The 14902-nt window shown below is 65.5% G+C and carries 11 protein-coding genes; 6 read left to right on the forward strand and 5 right to left on the reverse strand.

Annotated features, from left to right (window positions below; all coding sequences use genetic code 11):
• Window positions 1–15: 15 nt before the first annotated feature.
• Window positions 16–2343, reverse strand: coding sequence for a GAF domain-containing protein (locus H5T73_05945; protein ID MBC7247301.1), 2328 nt, complete (start codon window positions 2341–2343; stop codon window positions 16–18).
• A gap of 392 nt (window positions 2344–2735) precedes the next feature.
• On the opposite strand from H5T73_05945, the gene H5T73_05950 reads away from it, so the two are divergent.
• Window positions 2736–3467, forward strand: a complete 732-nt coding sequence (locus tag H5T73_05950) for a DUF72 domain-containing protein (GenBank protein MBC7247302.1) — start codon at window positions 2736–2738, stop codon at window positions 3465–3467.
• Window positions 3468–3544: 77 nt separating this feature from the next.
• Here the strand turns inward: H5T73_05950 and H5T73_05955 are convergent, their stop codons facing one another.
• The 3 genes from H5T73_05955 to H5T73_05965 form a co-directional block, all read right to left on the reverse strand.
• Window positions 3545–3958, reverse strand: coding sequence for a PaaI family thioesterase (locus tag H5T73_05955; GenBank protein ID MBC7247303.1), 414 nt, complete (start codon window positions 3956–3958; stop codon window positions 3545–3547).
• Window positions 3939–4601 carry a phosphoribosyltransferase gene (locus H5T73_05960; protein MBC7247304.1) on the reverse strand — a complete coding sequence of 221 codons (663 nt, stop codon included), beginning with the start codon at window positions 4599–4601 and terminating at the stop codon, window positions 3939–3941. The genes H5T73_05955 and H5T73_05960 overlap by 20 nt, the downstream gene beginning before the upstream one ends.
• Window positions 4602–4738: 137 nt before the next feature.
• Complete coding sequence (locus H5T73_05965; protein MBC7247305.1) at window positions 4739–6592, reverse strand: TIR domain-containing protein; 1854 nt, start codon at window positions 6590–6592, stop codon at window positions 4739–4741.
• 496 nt (window positions 6593–7088) lie between these two features.
• On the opposite strand from H5T73_05965, the gene H5T73_05970 reads away from it, so the two are divergent.
• Window positions 7089–7535 carry a PaaI family thioesterase gene (locus H5T73_05970; protein ID MBC7247306.1) on the forward strand — a complete coding sequence of 149 codons (447 nt, stop codon included), beginning with the start codon at window positions 7089–7091 and terminating at the stop codon, window positions 7533–7535.
• Here H5T73_05970 and H5T73_05975 read toward each other — a convergent pair.
• The gene (locus tag H5T73_05975; protein ID MBC7247307.1) at window positions 7500–8972 is read right to left on the reverse strand and encodes an FAD-dependent oxidoreductase; all 1473 of its coding nucleotides are present in this window, start codon (window positions 8970–8972) and stop codon (window positions 7500–7502) included. The genes H5T73_05970 and H5T73_05975 overlap by 36 nt on opposite strands.
• A 190-nt stretch (window positions 8973–9162) precedes the next feature.
• On the opposite strand from H5T73_05975, the gene H5T73_05980 reads away from it, so the two are divergent.
• The 4 genes from H5T73_05980 (at window position 9163) to H5T73_05995 (ending at window position 14356) form a co-directional block, all read left to right on the forward strand.
• Window positions 9163–10113: an NAD-dependent epimerase/dehydratase family protein gene (locus H5T73_05980; GenBank protein MBC7247308.1), complete on the forward strand. Its 951-nt coding sequence runs from the start codon at window positions 9163–9165 to the stop codon at window positions 10111–10113.
• Between the two features lie 382 nt (window positions 10114–10495).
• Window positions 10496–10870: a hypothetical protein gene (locus H5T73_05985; protein ID MBC7247309.1), complete on the forward strand. Its 375-nt coding sequence runs from the start codon at window positions 10496–10498 to the stop codon at window positions 10868–10870.
• 338 nt (window positions 10871–11208) lie between these two features.
• Window positions 11209–12693 (forward strand): hypothetical protein, encoded by a 1485-nt coding sequence (locus H5T73_05990; protein MBC7247310.1) that lies wholly within the window; start codon window positions 11209–11211, stop codon window positions 12691–12693.
• A gap of 73 nt (window positions 12694–12766) precedes the next feature.
• Window positions 12767–14356, forward strand: a complete 1590-nt coding sequence (locus tag H5T73_05995; protein ID MBC7247311.1) for a hypothetical protein — start codon at window positions 12767–12769, stop codon at window positions 14354–14356.
• Window positions 14357–14902 lie beyond the last annotated feature (546 nt).

Consider the following 14902-nt stretch of genomic DNA (forward strand, 5'->3'; position numbering starts at 1 on the left):
TCCGTTGCGGCCGCGTCACGTCGCCAGGGGGATCTCGAAGGTGAAGACCGCCCCTCCGCCCGGTCTGTTCTCCGCCCAGATCCTTCCCCCGTGGGCCTCCACCAGCTGGCGGCAGATGAAGAGCCCCAGCCCCACGCCGGCATAAGAGCGGCGCAGCGAGGCGTCCGCCTGGTAGAAACGGTCGAAGATGCGGTGCAGTTGCGCGGGGTCTATCCCGATGCCCTCGTCCATCACCTTCACCTGCACGCGGTCGTCCCCGACCAGCCCCTGTATGCGTATCTCCCCCTTCCCCCGGGAGAACTTCACCGCGTTCGAGAGAAGGTTGGAGAGGACCTGCTCCAGGCGCCGCGCGTCGGCGACCACGGGGGGGAAATCCCGCGGGAAATCCACCACGAGGGGTTGTTCGGTCACCTTTCCCGCGTACTCCCCGGCCACCCTGCGCGCCAGGGCGGGAAGGTCCAGCACCTCCTTCTGCAGCCGTATCCTGCCCATCTCCAGGAGGGAGAGGTCGAGGAGGTCGTCCACCAGCGAGGAGAGGAAGCGGGTCCTCTCCATGATAACCCTCAGCGAGTGCAGTTCCTCGTCATAGGTCAGGCTCTCGTAGTAATCGTAGATGGTCTGGGCATGGCCGGCGATGAGGGAGAGCGGCTGCTTCAGCTCGTGCGTGACGGCCGATATGAAGTTGGACTTCATCTCGTCGAGGCTGCGCAGCTCGCGGTTGGCCCTCTCCAGCTCCTCCACGTGTGCCTGCAGTTCCCGGTAGAGAAGGGCGTTTTCCAGGGCGGTCCCCACCTCATCCGCCAGGGTCCCGAGGGTGCGTTTCATATCTTCCGGGAGCGGCCGCGCGTCCCCGGCGGCCAGGCAGAGGAGACCGAGCGTGCGGGTGGGCGAGCGGAGGGGGAGGGCCGCGAAAGAGCCGACGTCCCGTGGGATGCCGATCTCTCCCGCCACGCCCTGTGGCGCGTCAAGGATGGCCGCCTCGCCTTTCCTGGCAATTTCTCCCAGAAATCCCTCCTGCAGGCTGACGGTCTCGGGCATGTCCGCAGCCCTCTCCGCCGGGCAACGCCGGTAAAGCAGCCGCAGTGACTCCCCCGACAGCAGGTAACACCATCCTATCTCGTAAGCGGTGATGTCCATGCCGGCGCGCAGGGCCCTCTGCAGGATCTCCTCCGGCAGCATGGAGCGGCGCATGGAGGATATCATCTCGTTCAGGATGCGCAGCTCCGCCGTCCTCTCTCGCACCTTTTCCTCCAGGGCCTGGTGGCTGCTCTGCAGGGCGTCCGCCATGCGGTTGAAGCCGGTCGCGAGGGCGCGCATCTCCTCGCTCCCGCCGATCTTGACGCGATAGGAAAGATCTCCCAGTCCCAGCTTCTCCGCTCCCCTCTGCAACCTCAGCAACGGGGCGGCGAGCCTCCCGGCCAGCAGGAAGGAGGCGAGCAGCGAGGCCAGGGCCAGTCCCAGCACGATGAGTACGATGCCGTTGCGCAGGGAGGCGAGGTCGGCGAAAGCCCGTTGCGCGTCCTCTTCCACCATCACTCCCCACCCCAGCTCGGGGATGAAACTATGGCTTCCCAGCACCCTCCTGCCCTCGTAGTTCAGGTATTCGGAAACGCCGCTTTCCCCCGCGGTCGCGCGGCGCACCCCTTCCGTGTCCAGCGGGTTCCCCAGGAGTTCCAGCCCTGTTTCCTCGGCGGCGCGAGGCGGAAGGGTGAGAAGGCGCCCCTCCGCGTCGACGAGATAGACCTCGCCGGAGAGGCCCACGGAGAGGGAGGCGAGCTCGCCGCCCACTCCCTCCGGGGTGAGATCGCCCGCCAGGACGGCGATGACGTTCCCGCCGGCGGAGATGGGAGCGCCCACGGTCATCAGGATCTCCTCCTGCGGGGGGTCGCCCACGCGTCGGAAGGGGACGATGCCCGTCTCTCCCGGCGCGAGGCCCGCCAGCCCCTCCTCCGCCCTTCCCCGGTAGGCGGGGTCGGTGCTCGCGAGGAAGATGCCGTTGGGCAGGAAGACGTTCAGGCGCCTGAAACCGGGCACCTTCACCTCTGCCTGTTCGAGCGCGGACCTGAGGCTCTCGGGGCGCGAACCCTCCATGTACAGCCTGCCGGCGACCTCCGCCAGGACCTGCATCTCGCGCCGCAGGGTGGGGATCCACACCTTCTCGATGACCTCCCGCACGTCCTGCCCGATGTTGGCGAGGTTGCGCGAGACCTGGTCCCTGACCAGGGAGCGGGCGATGTAATAGGAGGCGCCTCCCACCGAGAACCCGGCCAGGGTGCTGATGAGGAGGAGGGCGAGGAAGGTCCTCCCCTTCAGGCCCCCGAAGATCCTGGCGAGAAAGCGCATCCCTGTCCTCTTCCGACGGCTGCGGTTTCGTCAAGTCGATTATAATGCAACTCGCGCACCCATGAACGATGCCGCCCCCTTGCCCGGACCCTTGACCCGCTCGCCCGCCCGTGATCGGGAGGCGCGGCGGCGCTCACCCGCCACGCTCACCCGCCACGCTTGCGGGCTCCCTTTCCCTGCAATAAGGTGGAGGGGTGGGGGTTGAGGACCGGGAGGGGAAGGGGGGTGAAAGGTCTCCAGGGCGGCTGTCGATGCGGCTTGCCGTACACCTTCCCTGACGCCGGGTGTGGCGAGGGGGGTGAAGGGGAGCACGCGCGGGGTCCGCGGGCGGCATCTCTCGCCCGTGCGCACGGCTCCCCCGTGCGGGGTTTCACGGGTCCGTAGGGGTGATGATGGGCTTGGCCGAGCTGCGGGTAGGCACTTCGGGGTGGCATTACCAGCACTGGAAGGGCCTTTTTTACCCTCCCGGCCTCGGCAGCGGCGAATGGCTCTCTTTCTACGCCGAGCATTTCGACACCGTTGAGATAAACAACTCCTTCTACCGCCTGCCGTCGCGCGAGACCTTCGTTTCCTGGCGTGAGAGCACCCCCGGAGGGTTCACCTTCGCCGTCAAGGCGAACCGCTTTATCACGCACGTGAAGAGGCTCAGGGACCCGCATGAGCCGCTCGCGCGCTTCCTGCGGAGCGCCGCCGCCCTGGAGGGGAAACTGGGACCCATTCTCTTCCAGCTGCCCCCGCGCTGGAAGGCGGCGCCGGAAAGGTTGCGGGACTTCGTGCGCTCGCTGCCTCCGGGGCACCGTTACGCGTTCGAGTTCCGCGATCCCTCCTGGTTTGTGCCCGAGATATACCGCATCCTCGCGGAGGCGAACTGCGCCCTCTGCGCCGCCAGCTCCCCCTCCTTCCCGGAGGTGCGTCGCGCCACCGCCGATTTCGCCTTTCTGCGTTTCCACGGCGGCAGGGTCCTTTACGGGTCCAAGTACTCGCGCGAGGAGTTGGGGGAATGGGCCTCCTACGCCCGCCGCCTGCTGCGCGAGGGGCGGGACGTCTACGCCTATTTCAACAACGACGCGTACGGCTACGCCCTGGAGGACGCCCGCCTCTTCCTCCGCCTCCTGCGGGCGTGAGGGGATGCGGCCTTGCTCCGCCTTTTCCTCGTGTTCCGTGAAGAGCGTTGCCCGCGAAAAGCGGCTTCGAGGCCGCTTCAGTCCCGGCGGTAGACGTAGTAGGTCCCCAGGGCCTTGGCCACCAGGCGGTCGCCTTGCGGACCCAGGTTGACGACCTCGGACTCCAGCACGGCGATGCGCGACCTGCGCTCGAGCACGCGCGTGTCGCACACCAGGGTGCCGGAGCTCACGGCCGCGAGGTAGGCTATCTTTATCTCCACCGTGGCGCAGAGCTCTCCCTCCGCGAGGATGGAGTAGAGGGCGCCTCCCATGCCGGTGTCGGCCATGGAGTAGATGACGCCGCCGTGCAGCACGCCGTGGGGGTTGAAGAGCTCCTCCCGCACCGGCAGCTCGCAGCGGCTCCTGCCCTCCCCGCAAGCGCTGAAGGTGAGGCCGATCAGTTCCCCGAAGGGGTTGAAACCCCCTTGCCGTTCAGGGAAGCCGCTCTTCATCTCGTCCCCCGTTCTTTCCCAGGTATCTCATCACCTCGCGGTCGCTGAGGTCGTGGAAGTCCCGGTAGAAGGATGCGACGGCGAAAGGGTAGTGGTGGGATACGTGCAGGCAGTGGAAGTGGTCCACCAGCGGCCTGATCCTGCGGGCGGTCCCGTCCGGGCTCACGGGAACGGCGACGCCCACGCTGGCGGGATGGAATTTTCGCACCATCTCAACGGCGGCGATCATGGTGTAGCCGGTGGCCAGCCCGTCGTCGGTGAGGATCACGTTCATCCCCGCGAGATCGGGAAAGGGACGGTCGCCGCGGTAAGCCTTCACCCTCCTGCGCACCTCCACCAGCACCCGCGAGGCGATGTCGTTCACCTGTTCGGGCGGCAGGCGCAGGTGCTGCATCATCTCCTCGTTCAGATAGAGGGAGCCGTCGGGGGCGATGGCCCCGAAACCCGCCTCGGGATTGTGGGGAATGGGAAGCTTGCGCGCCACGAGGACGTCGAAGGCGCCGCCCAGCTCCCGGGCCATGCGGTACCCCACGGGGATGCCGCCCCGCGGTATGCCGAGGACCATGAGCTTCTCCCTCGGTCCCACGTACGACTCCGCCAGCCTTGAACCCGCTTCCTCGCGGTCCTTGAACAGAACGGGCATGACCTGCCGCCTCAGCCGCCTTTCGGTTTTATCTTCCGTCAAGAGGATTATAGCCTCATGCCGGAGAGTCTAACCCTCTCTCTTATCGGGTGCCGTGCGGGCGGGTGGAGAATCAACGGCCGTTACCGCGGCTCGTTTCACTGCAGGCGGAGGATGACCAGCCCCTGCGTCTTATCCGTCACGAACACCAAGTCATCGAGAGCGGCCAGGCCTGTGATCTCCGAAAAACCTGAATATACAGCCAACTTACGGGGATCGCCCGGGTCACTGACATCGATGGCGGCTATCCCGCACTCCAGCCTGTCCATCCACGTCTCGTGGGCGATACCATATATGTAGCTGACATATGCGACATCTCCGGATACGGCAACCTCTCCCATTATCTGCCGGCAGGCGGTGGGAGATATCTGGTCCGCCGAACTGGCCAGTATCTCCTTGAACCGTCCCAGGGTGGTGATGCGTTGAGGGTCGCTTATGTCCACTATGAACAGGCCTTCATCCCATCCAGCCGCATACGCGACGTTCTCGTTGAGGCATAGATCGGACCCCCAGCCGGTCTCGAGCCCGGAGATCTCCTTCGGCTGTGAAGGGTCGGTGGCATCGACCACGTGCAACCTGTTGGCGATGATATAGCCGATTCCGTCGCGGGCGGCAACCCCCGGGTTGACGACGTTGGAGTTGAAAACGAACTCGCCCAGCAGTATCGACCGGGGGTCCTTGGTGAGGTCCCAGAGGACTAATCTGCCGCTGGTCGGCATGTACACCGTGGTCCCGTCGACCGCGAGGTTGCCCAGGAAACCGAACCCATCACTCGCCTCGAATCTGAGCTCCACGATCTTGCGAGGTGCCGATGGTGCGCTCACGTCCATCATCACCAGCTCGCCGTAGTCCATCTCGCCGCCCTCTATATCCGCCTGTTCTATCACGTAGGCTTGGTTGCCGGCCACCACCACGCTCTTGGCGTTATCGAGCTGGCATACGCCTATATTCTCGGGGTTGGAGGGATCGCTCACGTCCAGCACCACAAGCCCCCCTTTGCCGTTGGCCAGGTAAGCCGTGTCGCCGCTGACGTATATGTCGGAAGCTGTCCAGGGGGTCTTCCATTCACCAACCTTATAGAAGGCCACCTCCTCTTTCGCCGTGGCAGGTGCTTGTCCCACCCCCACCAGCATCGCTGGCGGGATGAACCAAAGAGTGGTGACGACGATCCCTGCCGTGAGCATGTTTATAGCTCTGTAACGGCTGTTCGGGCTGTGTTTCCTCCAGGATATGAGTCCCCCCAGGAGACCCAGCGACGCGGGCAGCAGCCACCACCAGCTTCTTACCGGGGGTTCGAGACGCCCGCGTACCATGTCGCTGGAAAGACCGCGCCTCAGGCATAGGAGGCCTAGGACAAGCAACGGCAGGGTGAGAAGGAGGAAGAGCAGAAGCCTTGCAAGGCGGGAATCGCCGGGAACCACGAAGAGCGCCGTTATCTGCCACCCCAACCACAGCGAGAGGAGTACCACCCCCGTCCACAGCATCGCCGGCCTTACGAGGAGCTCTTTGGACGGGAGGTATGGGGGCGGCGCCTCCTCCGCTTCCTTCGATAGGATGACCTGGACTATTTCCGCCAGCTTATGCAGGTGCTTCTCCAGGGGAGGGGTGATGGCGTCGAGCCAGTGGGTGGCGCTCAGGAGGTATTCCATGTCTTTGCTGGGAGGGAAATCCTCGATCCGGAAAGGGATTATGGGGATCCCCAGATGAACCGCCCGCTCGACCTCCCTGAGTACTTGGGGTGACCTGTTGGAATCGTTGGAGAAGACGAGCACGAAGACGCGGCTGTTGTTGATGGCCTCCACTATAGCGCCGGGAAAGGAGGTGCCGGGCTGTATATCCCTAGGCGCGATCCAGCAGCGTATCCTGTTCTTCTCCAGCTCTGCGCAAATGGCGTCGGCGATGAGCTTGTTCCTCCCGTAGGAGGAATGGCTAATGAAGACATCGTGAGCCACGCGTCCGCTACCTTCCCCTCGTTCACCCTACCCCGGTTGTTCGTGCGTCGAGAGAGCGAAAAGCACACGGGATACCGATCCGTCCTGGTCCAGCTGTCGCCCGTTGGTGGACAATACCACGTATCCTTAGCCGCTTCGAAGTGATTATACCATGGATTGGGTTGTTTGCACGGACACGGGGCTCGCCATGGGGGATGAGGAGCCTTCTCGCTGCCCGTCACGACCCGGGAGCGCCTGCCGGGATGACGAGGTTGCCCTGGCCGTGTTCCCGATGCCAGATGTTCAAAGCCGTATCTCCTAACGCCGCGAAGCTACGTCAAGGCAGGGAAAGAATGTTCCTATCGCCCCTGGACCCGTGAAAGGTCGCCGAGACGGAAGGGCCTCGCCCGGGACGCTTTTCGGCCTGCGGGTCATGGGCCTCCTGCCGATTATGAAGGTTTGAGCGCTGGCTTGTGTGATAATGGGCTCGTGGTCGGCGAAGAGGAGAGGAGGAGCGGTGTCCAGGCCATTCCCGGAAGATGGAAAGGGGTTCAACCCCTTCGACGACCTCATAGGGCTGCGGTTCACGGAGCTGGGAGAAGGGCGCAGCCGCTGCGAGCTGGAGACGAGGAATGACCTTCTCAACCCCCACGGCGTGCTTCATGGAGGGGCCCTCTATGCCATGGTGGATACGGGGATGGGGGGAGCCCTCTACACCCTTCTCGGCGAGGACGAGCTCTGCGCCACGGTGGAGGTGAAGATAGCCTACTTCAGGGTGGTCAAAGAGGGCAGGCTGGTCTGCGAGACCAGGGTCATCGACCGCCGGCGCCACATCGCCATACTGGAATGCGAGGTTTGGAGCGGCGGGGAGCTGGTGGCCAAGGCGCTGGGCACTTTCTACATCTACGGGAGACCGGCCGGCGCGCGGTCAGGACCGCCCGAGGATCCTCTTGGCCAGGGCTAGCAGGGCGACGGCGCCTCCCACCCTTGCCGCGGGCCGGATGAGGGGGATGAACCCGCTCCTGGGCTTCCATTCCACGTTGAGGGTGTGCGCCTTGCCCAGCCTGTCCAGGGCGATGATCTCCGCGCAGCGGTTGGCGGTCCAGATAGCCGCCTCCATGCCGCCCGAGGACACGGGGGTGCTGGTGTAATCCCCGGCCAGGTAGAGGTTGTCCAGGGGGGAACGCTGGTATGGCCGGTGCCTCTCCATGCCCGGCCAGGCGCGGTATACTCCCTGGCGCTCCCGTACCACCCTGTACTTGCGCACCTCGGCCTCACGTGCGGTCGGAAAGAGGGAGCGTATCTGCCGCAGGGCGATGTCGAAGATGATCTCGTCCGGCAGTCCCTCGATGTCGTCCGCGGGGGCGAGCACCATCTCGAACATGGAGCCGCCGCCGAAGAGGTGCGGCAGCACGTTGGAGAGGTCCGCGAAGGTGTTGAAGATGCAGTTGTTGGAAAATATTGTCACGTCGATGTCGGTGAGCCTGCGGTCGAACCACACCTGCAGCGAGAGGGAAGGGGCGCGGTGGAAGTGCCAGAGATCGCGGAAATAGGCGTAGCGGAAGGCCTCGCCGGGAAGCACCCTGCGCAGGGCGAAGGGGGTGAGGCAGGAGACGTAGAGGTCCGCCGCTCGTTCCTCCTCGCCGTTTACGGTCACGCTCCTCACCCTTGTTCCCTCCAGGTTGATGGAGGTCACCGCCCTGCGCGGCTCGGCGGCACCGCCCTTCTCGCGGATGTATTCCAGGCAGGTGTCCACCCAGATGTCCCCCAGCCCCCCGTTGGCGAAGCCCACGCGGGCGCTGTCGGGGTCGGCGGAGACCTTGCGGAACCAGTTGAGCATGACCTTCGCGGAGACCATCCAGGAAGGGGTGAAGGTGAGGCCGTTGATGCCCGGCTCAAGGGGCAGGAATGCCTGCGCGGGCGCGAGCCTGTAGGCCCACTGCCCGAAGGTCATATCGTCCAGCCTTTCCATTCTATGCTGCGAGTAAGTCACCGCCCGTCCCATGCCGGCGGCGGCGCAGAGCAACCTCCACCTGGGCACGGCCCGGTATGACCTGAGCAGCGCGAAGTAGGCGGCCGCGGCGTGCAGGGGTGCGGGCAGGGCCGGGAAGCGCAGCGCCGCCTCCCTACCGCCCTCCTGCATGTAGTAGAACTCGCTCTGCTTCCATATGATGTTTTCCTCGATGCCCAGCTTGCGGAAGAACTGGAGTACGTTGGCATAATATGGAAAGAAGACGTGGAGGGCGTTGTCGATCAAGTCGCCGTCCTCGTCCCTCCACGAGCTGGCGCGCCCCCCGAAGATCCCCTCCGCCTCCACCAGCTCGACCTCCAGCCCCAGGTCCAGCAGGTTGACGGCCGTGGCCAGGCCGGACATCCCTCCCCCCATGACCAGAGCTTTCATGCTCCAACACCCCTTTCCGCGCCTCGTTCCCTTGCTCCTCCGCATGCCGTCCGGGAACCGCCTCGCCGGGAAAAGCGACGCGGCGCCTCTCTCCCCTCCCCGGGAACCAGGAGGGTCCCTTCGTGATAATATTATCCGAAAGGGGTCAGGTCGGTGCACCCCGCCGCAGGAGTCACTCGGGGAGGGAGGTATGGCCATGTCCGTCGTCGCCGTCACCGGTTGCTCGGGTTACATCGGGTCCAGGTTGCTCCACTACATGGACGGGAGCGACAGGGTCTCAAGGATACTGGGGATCGACCTGAACCCCCCGCGGTACCAGACCCCGAAGATGGACTTCCATCGCCTGGACGTGCGGGATCCCCGCCTGGCCGACCTCTTCGTGCGCAACGAGGTGGAGAAGGTTGTCCACCTGGCCTTCATCGTCAATCCACTGCACGACGACGGGCTCATGCACGATATCGACGTGAACGGCACCCGCAACGTGCTCGCCGCCACGGCCGCCTGTGGCGCCGGGCACCTGGTCATCGCCTCCTCCAGCTCCGCCTTCGGGGCCTTTCCGGACAACCCGGAGTGGCTGACGGAGAAGGATCACCCCCGGCGCATGACCAACTACACGTACGCCTCGGACAAGTACGAGGTGGAGATGATCTGCCGCCTGTTCAAGGACGATCACCCCGGGGTGAAGGTGGCCCTGGTGCGGCCGTGCATCGTCTACGGGCCCAACGTGGACAACTACCTCTCCCGCTTCATTGTCCGGTTGCCCTTCTTGCCCGCCGTGGGGGATGACCGCCCGGAGATGCAGTTCGTGCACGAGGACGACGCCGCCGAGGTCTTCATGCGCGTGCTGGAGCTGGAGGAGGAGGGGTTCTTCCACGCCTGCGGTGAGGGGACCGTCAACGTGAAGGAGATAGCGGAGCTGGCGGGAAAGCGCATCATCCCCCTGCCGCCCGCGGTCGCCTACCCGGCCGTCGACCTCCTGTGGAAGCTGCGCGCCCCGCTCATCGAGGGGCCATCGGGCATGCTGGACTTCATCCGCTACCGCTGGACCATATCCGATACGCTGACCCGCGAGGTTCTGGGGCTGGGGCCCCGCAGGAGCAGCCGCGACGTGGTCAGGCTGATGATAGAGACCCACCGTTAGCGCAAAGGGGTCGCTCCCCGGCGTAAAGTGGATGGTAAAATATGGATGGAGACGGTGGGCCTCCATGGCATGATAGCGGTTGACGCCGTGTTTGTCCTGCACGGAAGCGGGCGGTTCTCCGGGATGCGGCAGCCGCGGTCCGCCGGGAGGGCGGGAAACGCGCATACCGGGATCGTTTCCGGGGGAAAATATCTTGATTGTTGCCGGGGTCTTCCATGGCGGCGGCGTCTTGGACAGCGGCGGCGTACTTGGCGGCCTTCCAGCTTCGCGATGAGGGCAGCGTGCGTCGCGGGGAGCGGGGCCCCCGGCGGCGCGCCGGTCGCGTCGTCCGTCTGGGGATGGAGAGCGGGCCGAGAGGCTCGGCATGCGGGAGGTGGGTACCTTGGGATTTTTCGGTTCGTTTCGTCGCAGGCCGCCGGAGGAGGTGGTCTTCGCCGGGGAGAGGATGGAGGCGGAGTTCGTTGTGAACCTCCTGCGGGATGAGGGGTTCCACCCCCTGCTGTGGGCCGACCTCCCCGCTCCCGCATACGCGGGACCGCTGGGCATGGCCCGGGTGGTCGTTCCAGCAGAGGAAGCCAGGGCGGCGGTGAGCTTTCTCTCGGGACTGGAGGAGGCGGGGAGGCGGGAAGGTGAGGACCTCGCTTGGGAGTCCGGCGGGGAGCCGCGGGAAGGGCCGGAGGGAAACGCCGAGCACCCCGCCGGGGAGCCTGGTAAAAAATGCCTGGATGAACACATGGGAGAAACGGGGGAGGATTGAGGCTCGCGCGGCGCACACCTCGCCCCTTTCCCGCCGGGGGCGGGTATGCCTCCCCTCCACGGCGCAAGGTAATATCACGGGGCACTGCCGGGGAGGCAAGCTGGCAGTTTTACTTGCCGCGATACGATGCCCTGGATTGATCGCCCCCCGCTTCCACCGGAAAGCACTTCCGCGCCTCCGCCACTGATGGTCTCCGGCTGCCAACGCCATTGACCGATGTTATCCACCCCTCTTCCGGATAAGGTAAAATCCAGTTATGGGAGGCAAGCGGGTGCGGAAGAGAAAGGCACGGGAAAAATGACGTGGCGGGCGAAGGCGAGGGAGGAGACGTAAGATCGATGAGCGAGTTGAGCCGCAAGCTGCGGGAGATCTACCGGGCCATCGAGGACAGCGGGCTGTACATCAACCTCAACCACGACGTGCGCTTTCACGAGCAGAGGGAGGTGCCCCTCAACCTCAACGAGACGGAGGCCATCGTGCTGGCGGAGGAGAGCTACAACTCTCCCCTCCTCTTCGCCCTGCTCACCGCGGTGCTGCGCAACGGGACCATGATCCTCTACGGCTCGCCGGGCTCGGGGAAGACAACCTCGGCGGAGTTCGTGGGGGCCTTCGTGCACGGCACCCTCCTGGAGGAGACCTTCGGAGACGGGCGCGAGGGCTTCAAGGTCATGGAGGCCATACACGAGGCCACCATCCACGGGCACCACGAGCTCACCGAGGAGAAGATGATAGGCCGTCCCCACCTGGGCAAGCTCATGCGGGACGGCGAGGAGGAGGTCATCCCCCGCAAGTTCATGCTCTCGCCCTTCCGCATGGTGGACGAGGTGAACCGCCTCACCCCCGGGCGCACCAACAACCTCCTGGAGATGATGGACCGCGGCTTCTCCGTCTACGGCGACTGCAAGATCTACGCCGCGGAGGGCGCCACCTTCCTCACCGCCAACTTCCGCGACGTGGCCTCCTCCGACCTCACGCCGCCCTTCCTGGACCGCATAGACGTGGGAGTCTTCGCGCCCACCCTCAACCCCTACTTCCTGGAGATGGCGGGGGGAGGCGAGGACCGCAAGCTCACCGGCGACGAGGAGGCGCTGGTGGCGCGGCTGCGCCGGGAGATGGGGGTGGAGCTCACCAGGGAGGACTTCGAGGCCATACGCGGTGAGATCGCCGCGGTGGAGATAGACCCCGAGGCCCTGTACATCCTCTACAACTTCATCTCCGAGCTGAACGGTTGCGCCCTGGCCTCCCCGGACATAGAGCGCAAGAGCAAGGGATTCGCCTGGTTCGTAAAGCCTCCCGTGCTCTGCGCCCAGGTGGACGACGGCGGGCCGCCGGGAGGAGGGCACCTGGGGGGTTGCCATTACCACAACACGGAGAACATCTGCTACAAGACGGAGAACGAGGTGAGCGTGCGGGCGGGCAAGACCATCGAGCGCTACACCAAGGCCCTGGCCTGGTTCCGGGGAAGGGATAAGGCCGGCCTGGAGGACGTGGAGGCGGTGGTCCCCTACGTACTCTGGTTCAAGCTCATCCCCACCGACCGCGCCTGGGCGGAGCGCCCCGAGTTCATGAACGACCGCATCGCCCTGGTCAAGGACCTCTTCGCCACCTCGCGCAACCACTACCTGAAGAGCCGGCGCATGGTGAAGACGCTGGACGGCGTGCTCGACCTTTACGAGCGCGCCTTGCGCGGCGAGCGGGTGGACGCGGGGCTGGTCATGGAGGCCCTGCACTCGCTCAAGAACTACGATTCGCCGGCCAAGTACCCCATCGCCACCATGCTACGCCAGGTCTACCGGGAGCTGGCTGGCGGCGCGGGGAGGTGAGGCGGACGCCATGCCGCGGCGTTCACGCCGTTCGCGTTGTTCACGAACCGTCACGGCGGCGGGGTGAGGACACATGCGCATCATGGGAGTGGACCTGGACGAGGCGGTAGAGAGGGCGCGCGCCTTCTGCGGGTACCCGCGCATCATGGACCCCGAGCTGGTGCTCAACCCCGCCTCGCACCCGCACGGCCCCAGGCTGAAGGACGAGTTCGGCATCTGGGAGCCCTCCGAGAACCGCGTGTACATCAACGTCCCCGAGGTCCTGGAAAAGGTCGGCATACAGAACCTGGAAGGCATCCTCGTCTACCAGTTGCTCCATTACGCCCTGGCCCCCTTCGACATGCGCACGGCCCTGCGCCTCACCGCCTCCGCAAAGCTGGCCCTGGAGGAGGTGAAGGACCGCGGGCGCCCCGTCACCTTCCAGGAGGCCATGTCCATCCAGCGGCTCTTCTGCGACATGGTCAACGTGACCTACGCCGCCCGCAACGGCATGCGCGAGGAGATGATATCCCTCTACCGCTCCCTGGACCGTGCCAAGGGCTGGAAGCAGACCAGGATATGGAAATTCCTGCTCTGCTGCTTCGAGGAGATGTGGGAGGCGCCCGGCGCGCTCATCGGGAAGGTGCCCGAGGAGATGCGCGAGGATGCCCGCCGCCTGGCCGCGCGGGTGCTGGACCGCCCCTTTGCCGCCGCGGGATGGGAACAGAAGGTGCGCCTGCTGGTAGGATACCTTCACAGGTACTACGAGCGGCCGTCGGAGATGGACGACAGCCGCCTCATGGAGCACGGCATCGACGAGCTGCGTTCCCGCTCGCCGGAGGAGGTCTTCCGCTCCCTGGCCCTGGAGATGGGGATGCAGGACTTCAAGGAGCTAGTGGGCGGGCTGGGCGCGGGCAGCGAGACGCAGGCCCTGGTGTGGTACTACCGCGATCTCTCCCGCCGCTACGAGGTGCGTTTCCAGCCCGTGAAGAGCGAGGCGGGCGAGGAGGTGCCCCACGCCCCCCTCTCCTGGGGCATGGGCGACCCCTTCGAGCGCCTGGACCTGCCCTACACCCTCTACACGGCGGGGAAGGCGGTCCCCACCCTGACCACCAAGCAGTGGGAGAAGGTGCGCATGGACGTGGTCGCCCGGCGCAGGACGCCGCCGGACGTGATCATCATCATGGACGCCTCGGGCTCCATGACCAACCCCTCCACGGAGGTGTCCAACGCCGTGCTCGCCGGCTTCGTCATGGCCCGCAGCGCCGGCAACCTGGGAGCCAAGGTGGGGCTGGTGGTCTATTCGGACCAGCAGCGCTCGCTGGTGGTGGACCCGGTATGGGACATACGCAGGGTGGAGGAGGGGCTGGTGACCTATTACGGGGGAGGCACGGTCTTCCCGGTGCAGGAATTCCGGCGCCTGGCGTCGCTGGAGCCCCACCGCCCCAAGCACTTCTGCCTCATCTCGGACACCGAGATCACCAACATCGTGGAGGCCTCTTTCTACCTGGGGGAGGCCTTGCAGGCGCACCCCGAGAACTCCGGCTCCGTCTTCCTCATCGACCAGGAGCAGAGCGAGAAGGCGGAGCTGATCCGCCGGGTCGGCTACGACGTCTTCCCGGTGTCGCGCGGCGAGGACCTGGTGCGCATCGTGGCCGGCAAGGCGCAGGAGCTCTACGCCTGAAGGCAACAACCCGGGGTCGGGCCCCGTTGCCGCCTTTTGAATCATCCCGGTGCCCCTTTCGAACGTGGACGGCACCCCACGAACCTGGACGGGGTCCGGCTCCACGCGTGCCCTGACCCCGTTCATGCCTTGACCCCACGCGTGCCCTGACTCGCTTGTTGTGATCACGACGGAGCCGGGTCCCGGCGATTGCCGGCATGCGGCGGTTGGCTGGCGGGCACGGTGCGTGCCCGCCCCGTGAGAGCCGTTCCCGGAAGGGGACGCTGGCGCGTGCCCCTTCGTCCCTCCGCCTTCAAGCACGATCTCAACGGAGCATCTCTTTCAAGGGGACTCTTGCGGAGGGTTGACAGGAGAAGAGGGGGGGATATAATTATCAACATTGGTGAGTGAGCGCTCACTTTCATGAATCGGGGAAGCGCGCGAGGCTGTGGCCGGTTGCCCGTACGGGGCGTATGTAAACGTTGTTTTCCGCCCGTGGACGCATCATTGACGCATCGTTCAGGGTGAGGGCATCCCGGGTCGGCGGGGGTGCGGGAGAAGGTGTGC

Source organism: Actinomycetota bacterium (assembly GCA_014360655.1).
In the GTDB taxonomy this organism is placed as follows: domain Bacteria; phylum Actinomycetota; class Geothermincolia; order Geothermincolales; family RBG-13-55-18; genus JACIXC01.

What these genes read in the sequence shown, in the direction of transcription:
- H5T73_05945 (MBC7247301.1), bottom strand. Translation starts at nt 2,343, where the DNA reads ATGCGCTTTCTCGCCAGGATCTTCGGGGGCCTGAAGGGGAGGACCTTC.
- H5T73_05975 (MBC7247307.1), bottom strand. Translation starts at nt 8,972, where the DNA reads ATGAAAGCTCTGGTCATGGGGGGAGGGATGTCCGGCCTGGCCACGGCC.
- H5T73_05960 (MBC7247304.1), bottom strand. Translation starts at nt 4,601, where the DNA reads ATGCCCGTTCTGTTCAAGGACCGCGAGGAAGCGGGTTCAAGGCTGGCG.
- H5T73_05955 (MBC7247303.1), bottom strand. Translation starts at nt 3,958, where the DNA reads ATGAAGAGCGGCTTCCCTGAACGGCAAGGGGGTTTCAACCCCTTCGGG.
- H5T73_05950 (MBC7247302.1), top strand. Translation starts at nt 2,736, where the DNA reads ATGGGCTTGGCCGAGCTGCGGGTAGGCACTTCGGGGTGGCATTACCAG.
- H5T73_05990 (MBC7247310.1), top strand. Translation starts at nt 11,209, where the DNA reads ATGAGCGAGTTGAGCCGCAAGCTGCGGGAGATCTACCGGGCCATCGAG.
- H5T73_05980 (MBC7247308.1), top strand. Translation starts at nt 9,163, where the DNA reads ATGGCCATGTCCGTCGTCGCCGTCACCGGTTGCTCGGGTTACATCGGG.
- H5T73_05995 (MBC7247311.1), top strand. Translation starts at nt 12,767, where the DNA reads ATGCGCATCATGGGAGTGGACCTGGACGAGGCGGTAGAGAGGGCGCGC.